General features: G+C 72.4%; 23 protein-coding genes. 11 read left to right on the top strand and 12 right to left on the bottom strand.

Features of this window, described 5'->3' with window-relative positions:
• Together ACZ3UD_RS01355 and ACZ3UD_RS01350 are read right to left on the bottom strand one after the other, a co-directional pair.
• Complete coding sequence (locus ACZ3UD_RS01355) at positions 1 to 894, bottom strand: transketolase family protein (protein ID WP_465580962.1); 894 nt, start codon at positions 892 to 894, stop codon at positions 1 to 3.
• 37 nt (positions 895 to 931) lie between these two features.
• Positions 932 to 1,639, bottom strand: coding sequence for a thiamine pyrophosphate-dependent enzyme (locus ACZ3UD_RS01350; RefSeq protein WP_465580960.1), 708 nt, complete (start codon positions 1,637 to 1,639; stop codon positions 932 to 934).
• Between the two features lie 56 nt (positions 1,640 to 1,695).
• Between ACZ3UD_RS01350 and soxR the strand changes: the two genes are divergently transcribed.
• On the top strand, positions 1,696 to 2,244 hold the full coding sequence (gene soxR / locus ACZ3UD_RS01345; protein WP_465580958.1) for a redox-sensitive transcriptional activator SoxR: 549 nt from the start codon (positions 1,696 to 1,698) through the stop codon (positions 2,242 to 2,244).
• Positions 2,245 to 2,317: 73 nt separating this feature from the next.
• Positions 2,318 to 2,896: an aminoglycoside phosphotransferase family protein gene (locus ACZ3UD_RS01340; RefSeq protein WP_465580956.1), complete on the top strand. Its 579-nt coding sequence runs from the start codon at positions 2,318 to 2,320 to the stop codon at positions 2,894 to 2,896.
• 12 nt (positions 2,897 to 2,908) lie between these two features.
• On the opposite strand, the gene ACZ3UD_RS01335 is transcribed toward ACZ3UD_RS01340, so the two are convergent.
• A complete protein-coding gene (locus ACZ3UD_RS01335; RefSeq protein ID WP_465580954.1) occupies positions 2,909 to 3,430 on the bottom strand; it encodes a GNAT family N-acetyltransferase in 522 nt (173 codons plus the stop codon).
• A gap of 349 nt (positions 3,431 to 3,779) precedes the next feature.
• On the opposite strand from ACZ3UD_RS01335, the gene ACZ3UD_RS01330 reads away from it, so the two are divergent.
• From ACZ3UD_RS01330 to ACZ3UD_RS01315, 4 genes are all read left to right on the top strand, one after another.
• The gene (locus tag ACZ3UD_RS01330; protein ID WP_465580952.1) at positions 3,780 to 4,205 is read left to right on the top strand and encodes an SRPBCC family protein; all 426 of its coding nucleotides are present in this window, start codon (positions 3,780 to 3,782) and stop codon (positions 4,203 to 4,205) included.
• Between the two features lie 99 nt (positions 4,206 to 4,304).
• A complete protein-coding gene (locus tag ACZ3UD_RS01325) occupies positions 4,305 to 4,526 on the top strand; it encodes a DUF397 domain-containing protein (RefSeq protein ID WP_465580950.1) in 222 nt (73 codons plus the stop codon).
• 394 nt (positions 4,527 to 4,920) lie between these two features.
• Complete coding sequence (locus tag ACZ3UD_RS01320) at positions 4,921 to 6,180, top strand: alpha/beta hydrolase (RefSeq protein WP_465580948.1); 1,260 nt, start codon at positions 4,921 to 4,923, stop codon at positions 6,178 to 6,180.
• Between the two features lie 521 nt (positions 6,181 to 6,701).
• Complete coding sequence (locus ACZ3UD_RS01315) at positions 6,702 to 6,968, top strand: hypothetical protein (RefSeq protein WP_465580946.1); 267 nt, start codon at positions 6,702 to 6,704, stop codon at positions 6,966 to 6,968.
• A 90-nt stretch (positions 6,969 to 7,058) separates the two neighbouring features.
• On the opposite strand, the gene ACZ3UD_RS01310 is transcribed toward ACZ3UD_RS01315, so the two are convergent.
• Positions 7,059 to 7,616 carry a hypothetical protein gene (locus ACZ3UD_RS01310; RefSeq protein WP_465580944.1) on the bottom strand — a complete coding sequence of 186 codons (558 nt, stop codon included), beginning with the start codon at positions 7,614 to 7,616 and terminating at the stop codon, positions 7,059 to 7,061.
• Between the two features lie 333 nt (positions 7,617 to 7,949).
• Positions 7,950 to 8,840, bottom strand: a complete 891-nt coding sequence (locus ACZ3UD_RS01305; protein WP_465580942.1) for a LysR family transcriptional regulator — start codon at positions 8,838 to 8,840, stop codon at positions 7,950 to 7,952.
• 70 nt (positions 8,841 to 8,910) lie between these two features.
• Here ACZ3UD_RS01305 and ACZ3UD_RS01300 point away from each other — a divergent pair, with 70 nt between their 5' ends.
• Entirely contained in the window at positions 8,911 to 9,660 is a 750-nt protein-coding gene (locus ACZ3UD_RS01300) for a CTP synthase C-terminal region-related (seleno)protein (protein WP_465580940.1), read from the top strand.
• Positions 9,661 to 9,715: 55 nt separating this feature from the next.
• Here ACZ3UD_RS01300 and ACZ3UD_RS01295 read toward each other — a convergent pair whose 3' ends face one another.
• Entirely contained in the window at positions 9,716 to 10,270 is a 555-nt protein-coding gene (locus ACZ3UD_RS01295; protein WP_465581373.1) for a GNAT family N-acetyltransferase, read from the bottom strand.
• A 144-nt stretch (positions 10,271 to 10,414) separates the two neighbouring features.
• On the opposite strand from ACZ3UD_RS01295, the gene ACZ3UD_RS01290 reads away from it, so the two are divergent.
• Complete coding sequence (locus ACZ3UD_RS01290) at positions 10,415 to 11,587, top strand: sensor histidine kinase (RefSeq protein ID WP_465580938.1); 1,173 nt, start codon at positions 10,415 to 10,417, stop codon at positions 11,585 to 11,587.
• A gap of 47 nt (positions 11,588 to 11,634) precedes the next feature.
• On the opposite strand, the gene coaE is transcribed toward ACZ3UD_RS01290, so the two are convergent.
• Positions 11,635 to 12,234: a dephospho-CoA kinase gene (coaE, locus tag ACZ3UD_RS01285; protein WP_465580936.1), complete on the bottom strand. Its 600-nt coding sequence runs from the start codon at positions 12,232 to 12,234 to the stop codon at positions 11,635 to 11,637.
• 101 nt (positions 12,235 to 12,335) lie between these two features.
• Complete coding sequence (locus ACZ3UD_RS01280) at positions 12,336 to 12,977, bottom strand: MBL fold metallo-hydrolase (protein ID WP_465580934.1); 642 nt, start codon at positions 12,975 to 12,977, stop codon at positions 12,336 to 12,338.
• 62 nt (positions 12,978 to 13,039) lie between these two features.
• Between ACZ3UD_RS01280 and ACZ3UD_RS01275 the strand changes: the two genes are divergently transcribed.
• Positions 13,040 to 13,471 (top strand): MarR family winged helix-turn-helix transcriptional regulator, encoded by a 432-nt coding sequence (locus ACZ3UD_RS01275; protein ID WP_387617976.1) that lies wholly within the window; start codon positions 13,040 to 13,042, stop codon positions 13,469 to 13,471.
• Here the strand turns inward: ACZ3UD_RS01275 and ACZ3UD_RS01270 are convergent.
• Positions 13,454 to 15,655, bottom strand: coding sequence for an MMPL family transporter (locus ACZ3UD_RS01270; protein WP_465580932.1), 2,202 nt, complete (start codon positions 15,653 to 15,655; stop codon positions 13,454 to 13,456). The genes ACZ3UD_RS01275 and ACZ3UD_RS01270 overlap by 18 nt on opposite strands.
• A gap of 269 nt (positions 15,656 to 15,924) precedes the next feature.
• On the bottom strand, positions 15,925 to 17,415 hold the full coding sequence (rpsA, locus tag ACZ3UD_RS01265; RefSeq protein WP_218202410.1) for a 30S ribosomal protein S1: 1,491 nt from the start codon (positions 17,413 to 17,415) through the stop codon (positions 15,925 to 15,927).
• Positions 17,416 to 17,829: 414 nt separating this feature from the next.
• On the opposite strand from rpsA, the gene ACZ3UD_RS01260 reads away from it, so the two are divergent.
• The gene (locus ACZ3UD_RS01260) at positions 17,830 to 18,708 is read left to right on the top strand and encodes a class I SAM-dependent methyltransferase (RefSeq protein ID WP_465580929.1); all 879 of its coding nucleotides are present in this window, start codon (positions 17,830 to 17,832) and stop codon (positions 18,706 to 18,708) included.
• A gap of 5 nt (positions 18,709 to 18,713) precedes the next feature.
• Complete coding sequence (hrpB, locus tag ACZ3UD_RS01255) at positions 18,714 to 21,227, top strand: ATP-dependent helicase HrpB (protein WP_465580927.1); 2,514 nt, start codon at positions 18,714 to 18,716, stop codon at positions 21,225 to 21,227.
• A gap of 57 nt (positions 21,228 to 21,284) precedes the next feature.
• Here hrpB and ACZ3UD_RS01250 read toward each other — a convergent pair whose 3' ends face one another.
• Together ACZ3UD_RS01250 and ACZ3UD_RS01245 are read right to left on the bottom strand one after the other, a co-directional pair.
• The gene (locus ACZ3UD_RS01250; protein ID WP_465580925.1) at positions 21,285 to 21,419 is read right to left on the bottom strand and encodes a DUF397 domain-containing protein; all 135 of its coding nucleotides are present in this window, start codon (positions 21,417 to 21,419) and stop codon (positions 21,285 to 21,287) included.
• On the bottom strand, positions 21,382 to 22,332 hold the full coding sequence (locus ACZ3UD_RS01245; RefSeq protein WP_465580923.1) for a helix-turn-helix domain-containing protein: 951 nt from the start codon (positions 22,330 to 22,332) through the stop codon (positions 21,382 to 21,384). Before ACZ3UD_RS01245 ends, ACZ3UD_RS01250 begins: the two co-directional genes overlap by 38 nt.
• Between the last annotated feature and the right edge of the window lie 102 nt (positions 22,333 to 22,434).

The raw sequence follows: 22,434 nt of genomic DNA, 5'->3' as shown, positions 1-22,434 counted from the left end.
CTACCAGAGGAAGGTGCCGATCCGCTCCCGCAGCGCGGGCGCGTCCAGGCCGTAGGCGCTCAGGTGCTCCGCCATCGAGCCGTAGTGCCGGTGCTCCTCGCGCGGCACGCCCAGGGCCAGCACCCGATGCGGGCGGTCGGCCAGCGCCGCGTGCGCCTCGTTCGCCGAGGTGCCCGCCAGGTACGGCTCCACCAGCACCACGTCCGCCCGCTCGCCGACCGCGGCGCGCAGCCCGGCGGCGTCGAAGGGGCGCACCGTCGCCGCGTACAGCACGGTGGTGTCCAGGCCCTCGGTGGCGGCCAGCACCGCGTCCAGCATCGGGCCGACGGCGAGCACCACACCGCGCGAACCGGTCCGCACGGTGGTGAAGCGGCCCGGCTCGACCTCGACGGGCGCGGCGTTCTGGTGGTTGGAGAGCCGGACGTACACGTTGCGGTCGCCGTCCGCGACGGCGTGCTCCAGCAGCTGCTCGGCCTCGTCCGGGTGGCCCGGCACGTGCACCGTCCAGTCCGGCAAGGTGTCCAGCAGGGCGACGTCGCCCGGGGACATGTGGGTGCGGCCGGCCGCCGGGTTGTCGTAGGAGCCGCCCGCGCTGACCAGCACGGCGCCGACGCCCTGGTGGACCAGGCTCAGCTTGAGCTGCTCGAAGGGCCGTTCCACCAGGAAGCTGGCGAAGGTGTGGGCGATCGGGCGCATCCCGCTGAGCGCCATGCCGCCGGCCGCGCCGATCAGCAGCTGCTCGCGGATGCCGACGTTGACCACCCGGTCGGGGTGGCGCTCGTGGGCCGGCTCGAAGGCGGCGGCGGTGATGTCGGCCAGCACGACGGCCAGCCGGGGGTCCTCGTCCAGCAGGCGGGTGGTGACGGTGACGAAGCGCTCGCGCATGGTGTCCATCGGAGAAGTGCCTTTCGCGGTAGGAGTTCCGGCTGTGTCAGGAGTACTTCGGCTCGACCCGGGCGACCACCACGTGGGGTCGGCCCGGGTGCGCGGTGGTGTAGGCGCGGTGCAGGGCCTCGTGGTCGCGGCCGTCCACCGTCGCGGTGGACCAGCCCGCGGCCGCGAACCGCTGGGCGATACCGCCCTGCCAGGCGTGGGTGGCCGAGGAGTTGTCGATCACCACCACGTGCAGCCGGTCCAGCCCGTACGCGCCGGCGAAGGCCACCGCCTCGTGGTTGGAGCCCTCGTCGAATTCGGCGTCACCGACCAGCACCCACACCGCCGGGTCGGTCAGCCCCTGCGCCCGCAGGCCGAGCGCGGTGCCGACGGCCAGCGGCAGGCCGTGGCCGAGCGAGCCGGAGGAGATCTCCACGCCGGACAGCAGGGTGCGGTCCGGGTGGTAGCCCAGCGGCGAGTCGTAGCCGCCGAAGCTCGGCAGCACGGCGGGGTCGATGAAGCCCCTGGCGGCCAGTACGGCGTAGTAGGCCATCGGGCCGTGGCCCTTGGAGAGCAGGAAGCGGTCGCGGTCCTGCGCCTCGGCGGTGTCCGGGGTGACCCGCAGGACCCGGTCGTACAGCACCCAGAGCGCGTCCAGCGTGGAGGTGGCCGCGACGTCGTGCTTCTCGTCGCCGGTCATCAGCGCCATCAGCCGCTGGAGGTCCTCGAAGCGGGCCGGGGCTGTCGTCTCTGTCTTCGTCGTCATGCACCGATCGTGCAACTTAAAGCGAACTTGAGGTCAAGCGGCTACAGTGGGTGCCCATGACCGCGACACCCGACGGCGGCCGCACCGCCCCGCGCTCCGGCGACCTGCTCACCATCGGTCAGCTGGCCGCCCGCAGCGGCCTGGCCGCCTCCGCGCTGCGCTACTACGAGAGCCTCGGCCTGATCCACGCCACCCGCACCGCCGGCGGCCAGCGCCGCTATCCCCGCGGCATGCTGCGCCGGATCGCCTTCGTCCGGGCCGCCCAGCGGGTCGGCCTCTCCCTGGACGAGGCCCGGGTCGCCCTCGACCGGCTGCCCGAGCGCCCCGCGCCCAGCGGCACCGAGTGGACCACCGTCGCCGCGTCCTGGCAGAGCCGGATCGACGAGCAGATCGCCGAACTCGAACTGCTCAAGGCCAAGCTCACCGGCTGCATCGGCTGCGGCTGCCTCTCCCTCACCCGCTGCGCCCTCTACAACGCCGACGACCGGGCCGCCCGGACCGGCCCCGGCGCCCGCTACCTGCTCACGCGCGACCCGGACACCGGCCCGGAGCCCGCCCCGGCGGACGTCCCGGGCCGCTGCGACACCCGGCCCGACACGCACTGAAAAGCCGCTGCCGCACGGCGGCCGGTGCGCCTGCGGTGGCCGGCACGCTGTCTCTGGTGGAGACGGACGAACAGTGGGACGCGGTCGTCCCCGACGAGTCGGTGATGCGCCCGGGCGCCGAGGTCCTCTGCACGCCCTCGACGCCGAACCACTCGCCGACACCCTCGCCCCCGGCGACTGGCCCGCCTTCCTCGCCGGGCAGCACGCGGGCGCCCTCGCCCGCCAGCGCGAACACGGCCTGCCGGACGCCTGGTTGGAGCAGATCCCGGACTTCCTGGCCGCCGCCCCGATGCCGACCGCCCCGATACCGACCGCCCCACAACGTGCCCTGCTGCACACCGAGTTCATGCGCGAGCACCTGATCACCGACCCGGCCGGCCGCTGGCAGCTCACCGGCCTGATCGACTTCGAGCCCGCGATGATCGGCGACCCGGCCTACGACCTGGTCGCCGTCGGCCTCTTCACCACCCGCGCCGACCCGCACCTGCTCGGGCAACTGCTCACCGCCTACGGCCGGCCCTTCGAACCACGGCTGCTGATGGCGTACACGCTGTTGCACGTGTACAGCAACCTGCCGTGGTACCTGCGGGAGTTGAAGCCCTCGGCGCGGACCCTGGACGACCTCGCCGAGGAGTGGTTCGCAGCCGCCTGAAAGGCGTCTTGTTCAGGGCCTCGGGTCGGTGCGCAGCAGGCCGTAGAGCACTCCGTCGCGCCACTGCCCGGCGCGGAAGGTCACCGCACGCTGGACACCCTCACGGGTGAAGCCGATCTTCTCCAGGGCGCGCTGCTCCGCGATGTTGTCGACGTCGGTGTCCGCCTCCACCCGCATCACCGGCGTGTGCGAGAACAGGTAGTCCACCAGCAGGCGTTGGGCCTGGGTGCCGATCCCCCGTCCGCGCGCCTGCGGCATCAGCTGGATGCCGATGTTCCAGTACGGCGCCGTCGGCAGCATCCCCTTCCGCCGGGCGGCGACGAAGCCGCAGAACTCGTCGTCGGCGACGACCGCGAAGATCCACTGGTCGTCCCCGAGCAGCCCGTGCTCCGCCCACCGGCGCCGGAACCGCTCCGGGTCCCGCCAGCCGTACCACTGGAACTCGCCCATCACTTCGGGGTCGTTGACCAGTCGGCCGAACGCGGGCAGGTCGGCTTCGGCTATCGGACGCAGGGATACCGTTTTATCGCTCACGCAGGCGCCAACGCGCGGCCCGCCATGAGGGTTCCGCTGATTATCGGTCGGGATCAGGGTGCGGTCGAGCGGGCGAACCGGAAGCCCCCGTCGTCGAGCAGGTCGTACAGCCCGGCTGGTTCGGGTCACGGACGAGGCGACGGGGGCCAACGCCATCGGCTTCCTCACCGGCGATCGCAGCGCCACATCCGTCCGCTTCACCGACGAGGAGGGGCGGATCCTCGCCGCCGGGGTCGTCCTGGGCGAGTGAGCGGCCCGACCGGCTTGTCCACTGTGGTGCCGTCATCTGACGTAACGTCGGACTGAGCACCGACCAAACGGACGAAGGGCGGCAACAACCATGGCGGTCTTGACGGTCAGCACAGTGGTGGAGGCTCCCGCCGAGCGGGTGTGGGAGCTGGTCGGGGACTTCCACGCCCTCGGCGACTGGCACCCCCACCTGCCGACGAGCCGACTCGGAAACGGGCCGGCGGGCAACGCGATCGGCTCGGTCCGGGTCTTCGAGCTGCCCGACGGCGTCGTACTGCACGAAACGCTGCTCGCCTACGACGACGAGGCCCGCAGCTACACCTACAGCTTCCCCGACGGCACCTTCCACTTCGACGGCTACCGGGCCTCCCTGCGGGTCACCCCGGTGACCGAGCTGGGCGCCAGCTTCGTGGAGTGGAGCGTCAGGTACGACATCGAGGCCGAGCACCGCAAGGACTCCACCGAGCGCGTACACGGCGTCTTCACCTCCGGCCTCGCCGCCCTGCGCGAGCGCTTCGCGGCCTGACCCGGCCGGGCTCCCGACGGGCGCTCGAACGCGTCCCTGAACGCTCTGGAGGGGTTACGAGTCGCGCGACCTCATCACACAGAAGAGAGACACGCTCAAGTGACCCACTTCCCTGTCGCCTCCGCACTTCCCGTGCGGTGGAAGAAGGCAACCGCCAGCAACCCGAACGACACCTGTGTCGAAGTAGCCGGCGGCATCGCCGACATCGTCCCGGTCCGCGACAGCAAGGACCCCCATGGGCCGGCCCTCAGCTTCGCCCCCGAGGCCTGGCGCTCCTTCATCGTCGGCATCCGCTCCGACGACTTCCCGGCCAACCGCTGACGCACTTCCCACCGGGCGGCTCCGCGGGACACGCGGAAGCCGCCCGTCCACTCGACGAGCGCGTGCGGCAGAGCCAGCGCGACGGGATGGGTGACCAACGATGTTCCCTGGCCGGCTGGTTGAGACGTGAGACATCTCGCTCAACCGCCCGGGAGCAATGGGTCGTGCTCCTTGAAATGCGGTCGCGCCTGTGTCCTAACGGTCGTGCAATGGGCGGCAGTTCGTCGTGAGCATGCCTGCCTGGCCGAGCTGGTCCCTGTCACTCTCACACGGCTCTGAACGGCGGCGGCGTCGCAGAGCAGCTCCGAGCGGCCTCCCAGCCGGCGCCCAGCGCTCTCCCAGCGGCCTCCCAGCCTCTAACCCCCCTCTCATCTCCCCCACCTAGCCTCCGCGCATGAACGTCTCCCTGCTCGACGGCTGGTTCCCCTGGACGGTCCAGGCCGCGGCTCTCGCCCTGTTCCTGACCGCGGTGGGCTGGCGGGACCGGACCTGGCAGCGCAAATGGGGGCCGATCGCGCTCGGGACCGCGCTGGCGATCACCGCACTCCTCGCCGTCGGCGTGCTCACCCTGGCCGGGATCACCGATCCGATCCCGTCCGGGGTGTGGCTGTGGAGCGGGGTGGCGATCGCCGCGTTCAGCGTGCTGGGCTTCGGCTGGCGCGGCGCGAAGTGGTGGCGGCGGGCCCTGGTGGCGCCGACCGCCGTGCTGGCGCTGTTCTGCGCCGCGAACAGCGTGAACATCGCCACCGGCTACTACCCGACGATCGACGACGCGATCGGCGAGCTCAGCGGCCAGCCGCTGCCGGACCAGATCACCCTGGCCGAGCTCACCAAGATCCACGGCAAGACCAGGACCGGCCGCATCGTCCAGGTCGACATCCCGGACACCGCGAGCGGCTTCGCCCACCGCCAGGAGCTGGTCTACCTCCCGCCCGCCTGGTTCCGCAGCCAGAACCGGCCCAAGCTGCCGGTGCTGGAGATGATCGGCGGCGAGTTCGCGGCGCCCGACAACTGGATCCGCTCCGGCAACGCGGTGAAGACCGCCGACGAATTCGCCGCCAAGCACAACGGCTTCAGCCCGATCCTGGTCTTCGTGGACGCCACCGGCGGCTTCCGGGTCGACACCGAGTGCGTGGACGGCCCGCACGGCAACGCCGAGAGCCACCTAGTCAAGGACGTCCCGCCGTTCGTCCAGAAGACCTTCAACGCGGCCACCGACCCGCACAAGTGGGGCGTGGCCGGCTGGTCGATGGGCGGCACCTGCGCCGTCGACCTGGTCGTCGAGCACCCCGACCTCTTCACCCACTTCGGCGACTTCTCCGGCGACAAGGGCCCGTACATCGGGGACAAGGACCACACCATCCAGGAGCTGTACGGCGGCGACGCCGCGGCCTGGGCGGCCCACGACCCGCTGACCGTGCTCGCCCACCACCCCAAGTACCAGGGCGTCTCCGGCTTCTTCGGCCAGGGCGACGAGGAGCACGGCCAGATCGAGTCCGCCAAGGCCCTGGAGGCGGCCGCCAAGAAGGACGGCATCCGCACCACCAGCGCCGTCGGCTCGGGCAAGCACTCCTGGCAGACCGGCGCCGCCACCTTCACCCAGGCCCTGCCCTGGCTCGCCCAACAGCTCGGCGTCCCGGGGACCCACCCGTAGCGGAGGGCCGCCTCCGGCAGCCCCTCCCCCGTAACAGCCGGGTCCGGATCCCGTCCGGATTCCGTCCCGGCCGTGCGCGCACCGCACACCCTCCGCGTACGGCCCGGATACGCATTGTGGGTGGGATCACACCCGCCCGCCACCAGGGGAAAGCCTTGGCGTCGGGCATCCCGGCGCACCCGGTGGGCACCGCCCCGGACGGGCACGACCCACCACCGAACCGGGCGCCCGGCACGGAAATCCACCGCACCGGGCGAGGTCCGACCACGGGCGGTGGAACCTCACGGCCCTCCCCCACCATCCATCGCTTCCGCCGCTCTCGCACACATGTTCACCACCAGCCCGCTGCAACTGCCGCACTCCCCCGGCCCCCCGGAGGAATTCCGCTTTGCTCCCGGCGCCCCCGTGTCATAGGTTTCGTCCGCCGTCGACGCAGCACCTGCTCTGACCGTCCCTCAGAGCAGTGGTGGGCTGCGGAGCCAGGGGGCCGGACGGCAGCACGAAACGGGGGAGGAACAGCCATGCCGAGTGCCCGCAGCCACGGGTCGACCGGTCGGCGAGGACGGACGGGCGACTTCGCCGCCACCGTGACGATCCCGCAGGCCGACGGTTCCGCCGTCACCCTCCACGAGTACGTGGTCAACGCGGGTGGGACGGTCAGCGAGCTGTCCGTCTTCGCCACCGCGAAGGCCGGCGCCCAGCCCAAGGACGCCCGGAAGGCGCCCGAGGACGAGTACGTCGGCACCGGCATGACGGCCCCGCTCTGCGAGGCCCTTCCGGGCTGCTGACCCGAGCGGCCCAGCAACACCCACACAGACGGCCGCCAGGTCCGTCCGGCGCAGGGGACCGGACGGACCTGGCGGCACACTTTCACGCGCTCACAGCCCCAGGCGGCTGAGCGCCGTGGTCCAGTCGCTGGCGATCGCACTACGGGCGGCCGCCAGGGTCACTCTGTGGCCGCACACCGCGGTCTTGAGCTTGTTCTCGACCGAGTCCTTGCTCTGTGCCGGCTGGCTGCCGTAGCGCGGCTCGGGCCACAGGTTGCGCGGGTCGCGCGGCGCGCCGCCGAGCTCCAGCGGGACGAAGTGGTCCTCCTCGTAGTCCGCCGGGTTGGTGTCCGCGTAGCCGTACTGCGCGATCTGCTGCGTCTTCAGCGCGTTGGTGTAGCTGACCGGCGGGCGCACGGTGGCCGTCCAGCCGGAGACGCAGATGGTCGAGCCGATGGTGGCCTGGGTGACCGCCGGGTTGTACGCACCCGGCGTGCAGGACGGATCGGGCAGCGGCAGCCGCGCCTGCGAACAACTCGCGGCGAGCGTACCGGACTTGACCGGCTCGTGGTTCGCCGGAGCGGCGGCCTGCGCGGTACCGGCGGCGAGCCCGGCGGCGGCGAGGGCGGCCGCCGCGGCGACGACGGTGAGACGCTGACGGAGCATCATGTGGCGCTCTCCAGGGGCCGGCCCGGCCGATCGCCGGGCGACTGTGCCCATGACAGCACCGCCCGCGCGACAGGCGTCAGGCCCAGGACGTGAACGAGTGGTGACCACCCCTCCACATCCCCCGGCGGTCACCCGCCCGTCAACACCTCCCCGGCACGCGTACGCAGGTGCAGGGCGCTCCGGCCGGTCCGACGGGTCGCCACCAGGCCCGCGGCGAGCAGCGCGGCGCGGGTGCGGCCCAGGACGGCGGCGAGACCGGTGGAGGACGCCCTGGGCTGTTCCCACAGCAGCCCGACCCCGGCCGCCGGGTAGCGGGCCGCCGCGAACTGACGCCTACCCCACCAACAACCGCGCCAGCAGCGCCGCCGGCCCCTCCGGCAGGCTGCCGTGCACCAGTTCGGTGCGGTGCACCAGCCGCGGCCCGGCGATCGGCGCGCAGGCGACGCCGGGCGCCCGCGCCACCACCGCCTGAGGCAGCAGGGTGAGCCCGTGCCCGGTGGCGACCAGGGCGAGCAGCCCGTGCACGTCGGTGCCCCGGTAGCGGGTGGCGGGCCGGAAGCCGTCCGTCCCGGCGGCCGCGCGCAGCCGGGCCGTGGTCGGGGTGAGGTCGGGGGCGTCGAGCCAGCGCGCGGCCGACAGGTCGGCGAGCGCGACGCCGGTGCGGCCGGCCAACGGGTGGCCGACCGGCAGGGCGACCGCGACCGGCTGCTCGTCCACCGCGACGGTGGTCAGCGGGCCGACCTCGGGCAGCGACAGCGGGTCGCTGGGCGCGGCCAGGCCGTCGATCAGCGCGAGGTCGACCTCGCCGGTGGCGACCTGAGCGGGCAGCACGTCCTGGGCGAGCACCCGGACGATGGGCTCGACGCTCGGGTACGCCCGGCGCACCTCGCCGAACGCGCGCCCCAGCTCCACCCCGACCGCCAGCGGGGTGGCGCCGAGCACCAGCCGGGCGCCGGGGGCGCCTGCCAGGCGTGCGACGTCGGCGCGCGCCGCCTCCAGCCGGACCAGCAGCGGAGCGGCGTGCTCCAGCAGCCGCCGCCCGGCCTCGGTCGGGCCGACCGGGCGGCGGACCAGCAGGGCGGCGCCGAGATCCGCCTCCAGAGCGGCGATCTGCTGGGAGATCGCGGACTGGGTGTAGCCGAGCTCGCGGGCCGCCTCGGAGAAGGAGGCGAGGCGGGCGACGGTGACGAAGGTGCGCAGCTGCTGCGGATCCACGGCGGTCATCAACCGATCTGATCGATACGTAAGAAATCATCGTTGGCGCTGATCTCGGATTCGGGGTCAGGATAGCCGCATGACCTACCTGACCCCGCGGGTCGCCCTGGTCGGCGACCGCTCCCCCGCCGTCCGCTCGCACGCCCGCATCCCCGGCCTGCTCGACGCCCTCGCCGAACACGACCAGCTCGTCCTGGACGCCTATTGGATCCCCACCGAGGACGCCGGGGCACCGGGCGCGCTCGGCGGCTTCGACGCCGTGTGGCTGCTGCCCGGCAGCCCGTACCGCAGCGAGGCCGGCGCCCTGGCCGCCGTGCGCACCGCCCGCGAGCGCGGCATCCCCTTCCTCGGCACCTGCGGCGGGTTCCAGCACGCGGTGCTGGAGTACGCCCGCAACGTCTGCGGCATCACCGGCGCCGTCCACGGCGAGGAGCACCCCGAGCTCGACCAGCAGGTGATCGTCCCGCTCAGCTGCTCCCTGGTCGGCCACGAGGGCGCCGTCGCGATCACCCCCGGTACCCTGGCCGAGCGCGCCCTGGGCGCCGCCCACACCCAGGAGCGCTACCACTGCAACTACGGCCTCAACGCCGACTACCTGGACGAACTGCGCGCCCACGGGCTGCGCTTCAGCGGTGCGGACGCCTCCGGCGAGGTCCGGGTGCTGGAGCTGCCGGAGCATCCCTTCTTCCTCGCCTCGCTGTTCCAGCCGGAGCTGTCCGGCGACGGCACCCGGGCCCACCCGATGATCCGCGCCCTGGCCGCGGCCGCCGTCGCCCACGCGGCGCGCGCCGAGGAGGCGCTCACGGGCACCGGGCAGGCGGCTGTCTGAGAGGCTGTCTGAGCGGCCGTCTGAGCGGCCGTCTGAGCGACGGCCACCTCGACCGTCACATCGGCAGCGAGCGCAGCCGCACCGGCCCCTCCGGCCACCCGGCGCCCTCCACCAGCGGGCGCCACATGGTGCGCAGGGGCATCACCGCGAGCCGCTGCTCCGGCTGTTCGACGGTCACCTCCTCGGCCACCTCGCGAAAGCCCAGCCCCCGGTAGAACGCGGCCAGCGGCGGGCGGCAGAACAGCAGCGCGTACCGGAAGCCGAGCGTGCGGCCGTGGTCGAGCGCGGCCCCGACCACGGCCTGCGCGAGGCCACCGCCGCGCCGGTCGGGGGCGACGCAGACGCCGCCGACGCCGATCGCCTCCAGGTCGACGCCGCCGACGGTGAGCGGCAGCGGCAGCAGTCCGGCGTGAGCGACCAGCCGGCCGTCGGCGGCCCGGACGCCGAAGTGGATCTCCTTGGGCAGGAAGGTCAGCCCGGTGTAGGCGACCCCGTACGGATCCTCGCCGGGGCCGAGGATCTCCTCCTGCTCGTCACGGGAGTACTGCTCAAGCCGGACCACGGTCGGCGGTTCGTAAGACTGCGGTTCGGAAGAAAAACGATCATCCATCACGTCATGCTCCCTTCCCCGCGAACCCCGTTCCAGTCCCCCTGTTCCAACCCTCGTTCGAGTCCTCCGCTCCGTCCCCGTTCCAGTCCTCTGTTCCGTCCCTGCCCGGCCACCTGTTCGGTCGGGTGTGGAAGCATTCCCCTCATGCGCCAGCCCACCGAACAGCCGGCCGTCGACCTCGCCGCACCGCTGCCCGGCCCCCTGCTGCGCCTGCCCCGCCCGGTCCGGACCCTCGCACCGACCGCCGCGGTGCTGCTGATCCTCGTCCCGCTCGCCGCACAGGACCCGGACTTCGGCCCGACCACCTCCCCCCACGTCAACGCGGGCCTGATGGCCTTCGGCGCCCTCGCGCTCGCGTTCCGTCGCCGCTACCCGTCGGCCACCGCGGCGGCCACTCTGCTGAGCGGCCAACTCCCGCTCGCCGGCGCCCTGTACGGGCTGGCCGCGCGGCGCGGCGCCAACCCGCTGCTGTACGCCCTGGCGGCGCTCTCCGAGCTGCGGCTGCTGGTCCCCTTCGACCTCGGGGACGTCAGCACCCCGTCCGCGCTGGCCAATCTGGTCGAGGACCCGCTGGTCTTCGGCGCCGTCCCGCTCGCCCTCGGACTCACCGCCCACCAGCGCGCCCGTACGGTGAGCGTGCTCGCCGAGCGGAACCGGCTGCTGACGGAGGCCCGCGAGCACGCCGAGGAGCGCGCCGCGGCCGCCGAACGCGCCCGGCTGGCCCGGGAGATGCACGACGTGGTGTCCAACCGGGTCTCGCTGATCACCCTGCACGCCGGCGCCGGGCAGATCGCCCAGGCCGACGACCCGGCCGCCGTCCGGGAGACCCTCGGCCTGATCCGCGCCCTCGGGCTCCAGGCGCTCACCGAACTGCGCGGCCTGCTCGGGGTGCTGACCCCGGCCTCCGACCAGGCGCCCTCGCTGGGCGGCCTGCCCACCCTGGTCGAGGAGTCCCGGCAGGCCGGGCTGGCGGTGGGCCTGACACTCACCGGCCCGGACGAGGGGCTGCCCGCGCCCGGACCGGCGGTGCAGTACGCGGCCTACCGGATCGTCCAGGAGGCCCTGACCAACGCCCACAAGCACGCCCCGGCGGCCGACGTGGCCGTCACGGTCGAGGTCGCCCCGGACGGGCTGCGCCTCGCGGTGGTCAACTCCCCCACCGGGACGGCCGGTACGCGGCCCTGCCTGCCCTCCGGCGGGCACGGCCTGGACGGCATGCGCACCCGCGCCGACGACCTCGGCGGCACTCTGCACGCCGGGCCGACGCCCGAGGGCGGCTTCGCCGTCCGGGCCCGACTGCCGCTCAGCACGGCCTGAGCCCCAGCACCGTCCGAGCCCCGGCACGGCTGCACCCAGGGCGTGTCCTAGGTAGCGGCGCGCTTCGCCAGCTCCGCCCACACCTCGTCGACCCGCGCCGAAAGCGCCTCCAGCGGCCCGCCGTTGTCGATCACCAGGTCGGCGATCGCCAACCGGTCCTCCCGGGTGGCCTGCGCGGCCATCCGGGCCCGGGCCTCCTGCTCGGCCATCCCGCGCAGCCGCACCAGCCGGTCCAGCCGCACCTCGTCGGCGGCGTCCACCACCACGACCAGGTCGAACAGCGGCGCCAGTCCGTTCTCGGCCAGCAGCGGCACATCGTGCACCACCACCGCGTCCGGCGCGGCCGCCGCCTCCAGCTCGGCGGAGCAGGCCCGCACCAGCGGGTGGACGATCGCGTTCAGCGCCTGGAGCCGCTCCGGGTCGCCGAACACGACCGCCCCGAGGGCCGGGCGGTCCAGCGTGCCGTCCTCGCGCAGCACCTGCGGGCCGAACTCGGCGACCACGGCCGCCAGACCGTCCGTCCCGGGGGCGACCACCTCGCGGGCGATCAGGTCGGAGTCCACGATCACCGCGCCGCGCGCGGCGAACAGCCGGGACACCTCGCTCTTGCCCGCGCCGATGCCACCCGTCAGTCCGATCTTCAGCATGGCGTCAGGCTACCGGTGGCCGCTCGGGCCCGTCAGCACGGGCCCGGCAGCACGGGCCCGGCAGCCGAAGCCCATCAACCGCAGCCGGACAGCCGGACCCCTCAGCCCAGCTCCAGACTCTCCTTCTCGCCGAGCACGGTCAGCCCCGCGCCGGTGCCCGGCCCGTCCGGCCCGAGCAGCCGGGTGGCCACCATGTGCCCGATCGGGCTGAGCGTCGCCTCGTGGACCGGCACCGCCACGCGCGGGCCCGCCTCCCGGACGTAGTCGACCACCTCGCCGGCCTTGCTCCACGGTGCCGCGAGCGGCAGCAGCAGGGTGTCCACGGCGTGCGGCGGCACGGTGAAGGCGTCGCCGGGGTGGAACAGCCGGCCGTCGAAGAGGAAGCCGATGTTCTTCACCCGCGGGATGTCCGCGTGGATCTCCGCGTGCCACTCGCCGTGCACCGAGACGCCGAGTCCGGCGATCTCGAAGGCGTCGCCCTCGCCGACCGCGGCGACCCGCTGCCCGACGCCCTCCAGCTGGGCGGCGACGGCGCTGTTGGTCCACACCCGCAGCGCCGGGTCGGCCTCCAGCGCGGCGCGCAGCCGGGACTCCTCGAAGTGGTCCATGTGCTCGTGGGTGATCAGGACGGCGTCCGCCCCTGCCAGTGCTGCGGGGTCGGTGAAGGCCCCCGGGTCGACGACGACGGTGGCGGTGTCGTGCTCGATGCGTACGCAGGCGTGTCCGAACTTGGTGATTCGCATAGCCGAAACCATACAGCATGACTGTACAGTTTTGCTGCAGAGATTCCGGATAGACTGCTCCCATGCCTCGCGAAGCACCGCACCCGGACACCCTGGAACTCGCCGCCGACCTGCGCACCGCCCTCGGCAGCCTGGTCCGCTCCCTGCGCGACAGCGACGAACTGCCGCCGAACCAGGCAGCCGTCCTCGGCCTGCTGGTCCGCGACGAACGCTCCTACACCGTCGCCGAACTCGCCGAACGCCGGCGCGTGCGCCACCAGTCGATGGCCCGCACCGTCGCCCTGATGAGCGAGGCCGGGCTGGTCGCCCAGCAGCCCCACCCCACCGACGGCCGCAAGCAGCTGATCGCCGCGACCGAGGCCGGCCGCACCGCCCTGCTCGACCAGCGGGCCCGGCGCGAGCACCACATCGCGACCGCCATCGAGTCCCGCCTCACCGCCGAGGAACGGGCCCAGCTGCGCGCGAGCGTCGAGCTGCTACACCGCCTGAGCTGAGCCCACCAGCTCCGGCCGCTGCGCCTGGACCGCCGACTGCTCCAGCGAGGGCAGCTCGACGTGCTCGCTCAGCCCGAAGCGCTTGTGCAGCCGCTTCAGCGGGGCCGGCGCCCACCAGTTGAACTCGCCGAACAGGCTCATCGCGGCGGGTACCAGCAGGCAGCGCACCAGGGTGGCGTCCACCGCGACCGCCACCGCCAGCGCGATGCCCATCTGCTTGACCATGAGCATGTCCCCGGCCGCGAAGCCCGCGAAGACGATCACCATCAGCAACGCCGCCGAGGTGATGATCCGACCACTGCGCTGGACGCCCAGCTCCACCGCCCGGGTACAGCTGTGCCCGCGCTGGTGCAGCTCCTTGATCCGGGCGAGCAGGAACACCTCGTAGTCCATCGACAGCCCGAAGGCGAAGGCGAAGACCAGCACCGGGATGAAGGTCTCCAGCCCGCCGGTCGGGCTGAAGCCGAGCAGCCCGCTGAGCCACCCGTCCTGGAACACCAGGGTCAGCGCGCCGAGCGAGGCACCCAGCGAGAGCAGGTTCATCAGCAGCGCCTTGACCGGCATCACCAGCGAGCCGGTCATCAGGAACAGCAGCACCAGCGTCCCGGCCGCGACCAGGCCCAGCGCCCACGGCCCGCGCGACAGCAGCTCGTCCTTGAAGTCCACCACCGAGGCCGCGCCGCCGGTCACATAGGTCTTCAGCCCGCCCCGGTCGGCCCGGAGCTCGTCCACCACCTGCTTGGCCGTGTCGCCCTGCGGGTCGCCGTGCACCAGGACGTCCACGGTGGCCACCTTGTCGCCGACCGGGGTCACCGCCCGCACCCCGCTCACCCCGGGGAGCTTGGCGACCACGTCGTCCGCGTACGCCTGGGCGACGTGCGCGCCGCCCTCGACCACCACGGTGATCGGCGCGGCCGCGACCTGCGGGAAGCGGTGGTCGACGGTCTCGGCGACCTGCCGCCCGGCCGAGGAGGCGGGCAGCACGGCGGCGCCGGAGCTGCGCATCTCGGCGTGGAGGAACGGCGCCCCGGCCGCCATCAGCAGCGCCACGCAGGCGAGCGCGACGAGCACCGCCCGCTTGCGGACCCGGCGAACGGTCCGGCTGAAGAAGCCCTCGTCCGGCACGGGCGCGGCGGGCGCCTTGATCCGGGAGCCGGCGAAGCCGAGCAGCGCGGGAACCAGGGTCAGCGCGGCCGCGACCGCGATCACCACCACGCTCACCCCGGCCGCGGCGACCGCGCCGAGCACCGGGCTGGTGAAGACAAACAGGCCGGACAGCGCGACGGCGACGGTCAGTCCGGAGAAGGCCACGGTGCGTCCGGCGGTCGCGGCGGTGCGCTCGACGGCGGCGGCGATGCCCGCGCCGTGGCCGCGTTCCTCGCGGAAACGGTTCACCATCAGCAGGGCGTAGTCGATCGAGAGCCCGAGCCCCAGCACGGTGGCGATCGGCAGCACGCTGGTGTCGATGTCCATGATCTGGCTGAACCCGAACATGGCCAGCAGCGCCCCGCCGATCGAGGCGATGGCGCCGATCACCGGCAGTGAGGCGGCGGCCAGACCGCCGAAGACCAGCACCATGACGACCAGGGTGAGCGGCAGGGTCACCATCTCGCCGAAGCGGGTGTCGCTCTCGGTCTGCTTCTTGACCTCCTGCTGGAGCACCAGGTCCCCGCCGACGGTCACGTGCGCCCCGCCGGCGCCGTTCAGCACGGCCAGCCGGTGGGTGACGGCGTCGGTCTGCGCGGAGGTCGAGGTGGCGGCCATCCGTACGGTGACCAGGCTCGCCGTCCCGTCGGCGGCGCGCAGCACGGCGTGGGCCGGGCCGGAGCCGTAGGCGTCCTGCGCGGAGGAGACCCCGGGCAGGGCGGCGATCTCGGTGACGGCCTTCTCGACGGCGGCACGCACGGCCGGGTCACCGACCGGTTTGCCGTCCACCACCGCGGTCACGGTGCCCTTGACCGGATCGGCCGCGGCGACCACGGCGCTGCCCCGGTCCGCTTCGGCGGTGGCGGAGGAGGCTCCCGCCACCGAGCCCTCGAAGACCCGTCCCCCGATCAGGACCCCGACGACCAGGACGACGGCCCAGAGGCCGAGGACCCAGCGGCGGTGACGGAAACAGAACCGGCCGATCGCGGCGAGCCGGCCGCCGACCACTGCGGTGGGGGCGGAGGAGCGGTTGCGCATGAAGGAGCCTTTCGGGCAGCTCCACTCAATGTAGGTGCAACCAGAACTCCGACCTATAGCAGGGCAATGAGCCTCATCTCACACTTCTCTTCACATAAACCACACATAAGTCAAAGCGGAAAACGAAGGGCCGGTGAACAGTCGCCGAAAAACGCCGGCGAAGAGATGGACGGGCGAACAGGCGAACAGGCGCGGAAAAACCAACGGGCCCCACCCGGAAATCCGGGTGGGGCCCGTTGCCTAGCTGTCAGCTAGCGGGGGTGAGAGCCTCAGCTCTGGCCACCGGCCAGCTTCTCGCGCAGGGCGGCCAGGGCCTCGTCGGAGGCCAGGGCGCCGGAGCCCTCGTCGCTGCTGGACGAGTAGGAGCCACCGGCAGCGGCGGCGACGGCGTCGCCACCCTCGGCAGCGGCCTCGGCGTCGGCCTCGCGGCTCTTGATGACCTGGGCCTGGTGCTGCTCGAAGCGGGCCTGCGCCTCGGCGTACTGGCGCTCCCACTCCTCACGCTGCTTCTCGAAGCCGGGCAGCCAGTCGTTCGCCTCGGGGTCGAAGCCCTCCGGGTAGATGTAGTTGCCCTGGTCGTCGTAGGAGGCGGCCATGCCGTACAGGGTCGGGTCGAACTCGACCTCGGCCGGGTTGGCACCCAGGGCCTCGTTGGCCTGCTTCAGCGACAGGCTGATGCGACGGCGCTCGAGGTCGATGTCGATGACCTTGACGAAGATCTCGTCGCCGACCTGGACGACCTGCTCCGGGATCTCGACGTGGCGCTCGGCCAGCTCGGAGATGTGGACCAGACCCTCGATGCCCTCGTCCACGCGGACGAACGCACCGAACGGAACCAGCTTGGTGACCTTACCCGGAACGACCTGGCCGATCTGGTGGGTACGGGCGAACTGCTGCCACGGGTCCTCCTGGGTCGCCTTCAGCGACAGGGAGACGCGCTCGCGGTCCATGTCAACGTCGAGAACCTCGACGGTGACCTCCTGGCCGACCTCGACGACCTCGGACGGGTGGTCGATGTGCTTCCAGGACAGCTCGGAGACGTGCACCAGGCCGTCGACGCCACCCAGGTCCACGAAGGCACCGAAGTTGACGATCGAGGAGACGACGCCGGAGCGCACCTGGCCCTTCTGCAGGGTGGTGAGGAAGGTCTGGCGGACCTCGCTCTGGGTCTGCTCCAGCCAGGCACGGCGGGACAGGACCACGTTGTTGCGGTTCTTGTCCAGCTCGATGATCTTGGCCTCGAGCTCCTTGCCCACGTAGGGCTGGAGGTCGCGGACGCGACGCATCTCGACAAGCGAGGCCGGGAGGAAGCCGCGGAGGCCGATGTCGAGGATGAGACCACCCTTGACGACCTCGATGACGGTACCGGTGACGATGCCGTCCTCTTCCTTGATCTTCTCGATCGTGCCCCAGGCACGCTCGTACTGAGCGCGCTTCTTGGACAGGATGAGACGACCCTCCTTGTCCTCCTTCTGGAGAACCAGGGCCTCGATGTTGTCACCGACGGCGACGACCTCGTGCGGGTCAACGTCGTGCTTGATCGAGAGCTCGCGGGACGGGATGACGCCCTCGGTCTTGTAACCGATGTCGAGGAGGACCTCGTCACGGTCGACCTTCACGATGACGCCCTCGACGATGTCGCCATCGTTGAAGTACTTGATGGTCTCGTCGATGGCGGCGAGGAAGGCCTCCGCGTCGCCGATGTCGTTGACCGCGACCTGCGGGGTGGTGCTGAGCGAGGAGTCGGTGGGGCTCGTCATTAGGAAAAGGGCTCCGGTACGGACATGAAAGTCGTAGGTAATGCCACGCGGAGGGCCCGTATCGCTCCCACCGAAAGCCGGACAGCCAAGAACACGGCACACCGGGAGATCTCGTCCAACGAGAACCGGCGTCCGTCTTGCGACCGTGGGGTCTTCGACAGATGCGAGCGCGACCTGCTCCGTCCGAGGCGCGCAGGCCCGCAGCGCAACTTGTAGCATACGGGGACGGCCAGGCACGGTCAACGCCAAGAGAGGCAAGACGGTGGAGCCCGGTATGGATCAGGCCATATCCTCCGATTGCGCACCTCGCGGTGGCGCTCGAAGGGGCCCTTCCCCGGATGCCACCGCCAGGATCCGGACCCTGCACGGGGCCGGTTCGCGGCAGCGGCGCTTCCGCATTTCATACCCTACGCGATGGGCATTGTCACCGTGGCCACCACCCCCCAGTCGAACCTGCACGATCTTGACACCTCCCCCACAGGGGCCGAGGAGGAGGACGGCGACGACGCGGTGCGGCGCTCGGCCGGCGTCGGGGAGAGCAGCCGGGCCAGCCGGCACTGGTGGGACCGCAACGCCGACGAGTACCAGGACGAGCACGGCGAGTTCCTCGGCGACGACCGCTTCACCTGGTGCCCCGAAGGCCTGGACGAGGCCGACGCCCGACTGCTCGGCGAGGTCTCGGGCAAGGACGTGCTGGAGATCGGCGCCGGCGCCGCCCAGTGCTCCCGCTGGCTGGCCGCCTGGGGAGCCCGCCCGGTCGCCCTGGACATCTCCTACCGCCAGCTCCAGCACTCCCGCCGGATCGACCTCGGCCGCGGCGCCGAGCCCGTCCCGGTCGTCCAGGCCGACGCCGCCGTCCTGCCCTTCGCCGACGCCTCCTTCGACCTCGCCTGCTCCGCCTACGGCGCCGTACCGTTCAGCGCCGACACCGACCGGCTGATGCGCGAGGTGCACCGGGTGCTGCGGCCCGGCGGGCGCTGGGTGTTCTCGGTGACGCACCCGATCCGCTGGGCCTTCCCGGACGAGCCCGGCGTCGAGGGCCTCACCGCGATGTCCTCCTACTTCGACCGCACCCCGTACGTCGAGCAGGACGAGCAGGGCCGCGCCACCTACGTCGAGCACCACCGCACCCTGGGCGACCGGGTCCGCGAACTCGTCGGCGCCGGCTTCCGGTTGATCGACCTGGTCGAGCCGGAGTGGCCGGCCGACCTGGAACAGGAGTGGGGCGGCTGGTCCCCGCTGCGCGGACGGCTGATCCCGGGCACGGCGATCTTCGTCACCGAGCGGGGCTGAGCCTGTTGCACCCGGCCTGGCGCGACCTGCCCGTCCGCACCGCCCTGCCCGCCCTGCACGACGCACTGGAGGAGCACGGCACCGCCGTCCTCGCCGCCCCGCCCGGCACCGGCAAGACGACGCTGGTACCGCTCGCCCTGGCCGGACTGCTCTCAGACGGCCGCCCGGTGCGGCGCGTGCTGGTCGCCGAACCGCGCCGACTCGCCGTCCGGGCCGCCGCCCGGCGGATGGCCTGGCTGCTCGGCGAGACCGTCGGCGGCCGGGTCGGCTACACCGTGCGCGGCGAGCGTCGCATCGGCCCGGAGACCGTCGTCGAGGTGGTCACCACCGGCGTGCTGCTGCAACGGCTGCAGCGCGACCAGGAGCTGCCCGGGGTCGACGTCGTCGTCCTGGACGAGTGCCACGAACGGCACCTGGACGCCGACACGGCGCTCGCCTTCCTGCTGGACGTCCGCGCCGCGCTGCGGCCCGAACTGCGGCTGGTCTGCGCCTCGGCCACCTCCGACACCGCGGCCTGGGCCGAACTCCTCGGCGGCGCACCGGTGGTGGAGGCGCACGGGGTGTCCCACCCGGTCGGCGTCGTGTGGGCGCCGCCACCGCGCGCCGTCCGGCCCGCGCACGGCACCCGGGTCGACCCGGCGCTGCTCGACCACGTCGCCGCCGTGATCCGCCGGGCACTCGCCGAGCGCGACGGCGACGTCCTCTGCTTCCTCCCCGGCGTCGGCGAAATCGCCCGCGTCGCCGGGCAGTTGGACGTCTCGCCAGTGGACGTCCTCCAACTGCACGGCCGCGCCCCACAGTCCGTCCAGGACGCCGCCCTCACCCCGTCCTCTTCGCGGCGGGTCGTGCTCGCCACCGCTGTCGCCGAGTCCTCCCTCACCGTGCCCGGCGTCCGGGTCGTGGTCGACGCCGGACTCGCCCGCGAACCCCGCACCGACCACGCCCGCGGCCTCGCCGGACTGGTCACCGTCCGCGCCTCGCTCGCCGCCGCCCGCCAACGCGCCGGGCGAGCAGGGCGCGAGGCTCCCGGCATCGTCTACCGCTGCTGGCACGAGGCCGAGGACGCCCGCGCCGCCCGCTTCCCCACCCCCGAGATCGCCCTCGCCGACCTCACTTCGTTTGCTCTCCAGGCCGCCTGCTGGGGCGACCCGGACGCCACCGGCCTCGCCCTGCCCGACGCCCCGCCCGCCGGGGCGATGGCCGCCGCCCGGCAGACCCTCCAGGCCCTCGGCGCCGTCGACCCCGACGGCCGGGCGACGCCGCGCGGCGTCCGCCTCGCCCGTACCGGCCTGCACCCCCGGCTCGCGCGCGCCCTGGTCGACGGCGCCCCGGCCGTCGGCGCCCGCCGGGCAGCGGAAGTCGTCGCTCTGCTCTCCGAGGAACCGCCACGCGCCCTCGGCGACGACCTCGGCGCGGTCTGGCGTCTGGTCCGCTCCAGCAACGACCCCTACGCCGGCCGCTGGCGCGACGAAGTCCGCCGCCTCCTGCGCGCCGCCTCCGACGAACCCGCCACCCAGCTCCCCGACGCCACCGCTGTCGGCCTCGTCGTCGCCCTCGCCTTCCCCGAACGCATCGCCCGCGCCCGGGTCGAGCGGCCCGCCCCCGGCGAGCGCAGCCCGTACCTGATGGCCTCCGGCACGGCTGCCGAACTCGCCCCCGACACCCGGCTCGGCGCCCTCCCCTGGCTCGCCGTCGCAGTCGCCGACCGCCCGGCGAGCTCGCACTCCGCCCGCATCCTGCACGCTGCGGCGCTGGACGAGGACACCGCCCTTCAGGCCGCTGCCCCGCTGCTCACCACCCGCGAGGAAGTCCACTGGGACACCCGGCGAGGTGAAGTCGTCTCCCGCCAGGTCGACTCCCTCGGCGCCATCGAACTCGCCGAGAAGCCCCTCGACCGCCCCGACCCTTTGCTCGTCCGCGCCGCCCTGCTCGAAGGCCTCACCCGCGAGGGCGTCAGTACCCTGCTGACCTGGCCCTCCCCCGGCCTACGCGAACGCCTCGCCTTCCTGTACGCCACGATCGGCGCCCCCTGGCCGGACGTCTCCGACGCCGCGCTCCTCGAACGCGCCGACGAGTGGCTGGAGCCCGAACTCTCCCGCGCCCGCCGTCGCGCCGACCTCGCGAGGATCGACACCACGGCGGCGCTGCAACGCTTGCTGCCTTGGGCCACCGGCGAGGCGGGCCGCCTGGACGAACTCGCCCCCGAGCGCATCACCGTCCCCAGCGGCTCGAAAATCCGCGTCGACTACACCACCGAACGCCCAGTCCTGGCCGTCAAGTTGCAAGAACTCTTCGGCTGGACCACCACCCCCACCGTGGCCGCCGGGAGAATCCCACTCACCATCCACCTCCTCTCCCCCGCCGGCCGCCCCGCCGCCGTCACCGGTGATCTGGCGTCCTTCTGGCGCAACGGCTACCACGCCGTCCGCGCCGATCTGAGGGGTCGCTACCCCCGCCACCCCTGGCCAGAAGACCCCACCACGGCCGCACCCACTCGCCGCACCAACACCCGGAAGTAGCAGCAGAAGACCCACTACTCATCCGCGAGTAGTGGGGTCTCGGGCAGTCCAGACGCGTCAGACGTCGCCGAACTCGCAGGAGCGGACGGCAGTCACGAACGACTGCCATGCATCCGCCGGGAAGACGAGCGCAGGGCCGTTGGGGTCCTTGGAGTCACGCACGGGGACGAGGCCAGGGAATCCGGGGGCCACCTCGATGCACTCGCCCGCGTTGTCCCCGCTGTAGCTGCTCTTCCGCCACAACGCCCCGCTCAGCTCGGCGTTCTGCATATCGATATTCCTCCATCGCTTCGGCGATAAGGGCGTGGGAGTCGTCCATCGAGAGTACAGCTCCTCGAACGAGATCGAAGTCCCGGCGGCTCTCCTGCACGACCGCAGGGGCGTCGCTGAAGTGCCCTCGGTACAGGCTCTCCGAGTAGACCCACTCCTTCCCATCTGGCATCTCAAGCAGCACCACGGACGTGCTCGGCAACTTCCGGGCCCTGAACGCGAACGGTGCCACCTGAATGACCACGTTCGTCCGCTCTCCCACAGAGAGAAGGTGCTCCATCTGCCTTCTCATGACGCCTGGCCCGCCGATAACGCTTCGGATCGCGCTCTCGTGGAGGATCACGATCATTGACGGTCCATCATCGGCAAGGAAGCGGTCCTGCCGACTCAGCCGAGCCGCCACCCTTTCGGCAAGCCACTGCGGGTTGTTCCGGGCATCGCCGAGGCGGAAGATCTCGTAGGCGTACTCCTCGCTTTGCAGCAAACCATTGATCCGCATGTACTGGAGCACCCGGGCCGCCACAGCTTCCTCTTCCAGTTCGACGTACTTCTGGAACCAGTCCGGGTGCTCGATATCCGCATGCCAGTCCACCCGCTCCCACAGGCGCACCAACAGGCCCCCCATGGCGAGCAATTCGTCGGCCCTCTCCACCGTGTCCCGATCCATGGGCCGCTTGCCGCCCTCATACCGGGTAATCACCGTTCGGTGGCAGTGCAGCCGTCTGGCCAAGTCCTCCTGCTTGAGGCCGGCCTGCTCGCGCGCGAAGCGGAGCGCTTCACCGAACATCACCGTCGGGCTGGATGTGAGCCCGTTCTCCAGTCGCCGATGTGACATCCCAACTCCCCTCAGGTGCTGCGGATCTCCGCACCCCGATTTGGTCGTCACCGTAGCCCCAACGGCCGATCATTGATACCGGAACGCGATCTTTTGCGTGCA

This window comes from Kitasatospora sp. NPDC023118 (assembly GCF_055560875.1).
The sequence above is the reverse complement of the archived record's forward strand: the minus strand, read 5'-3'. Positions and strand labels throughout refer to the sequence as shown.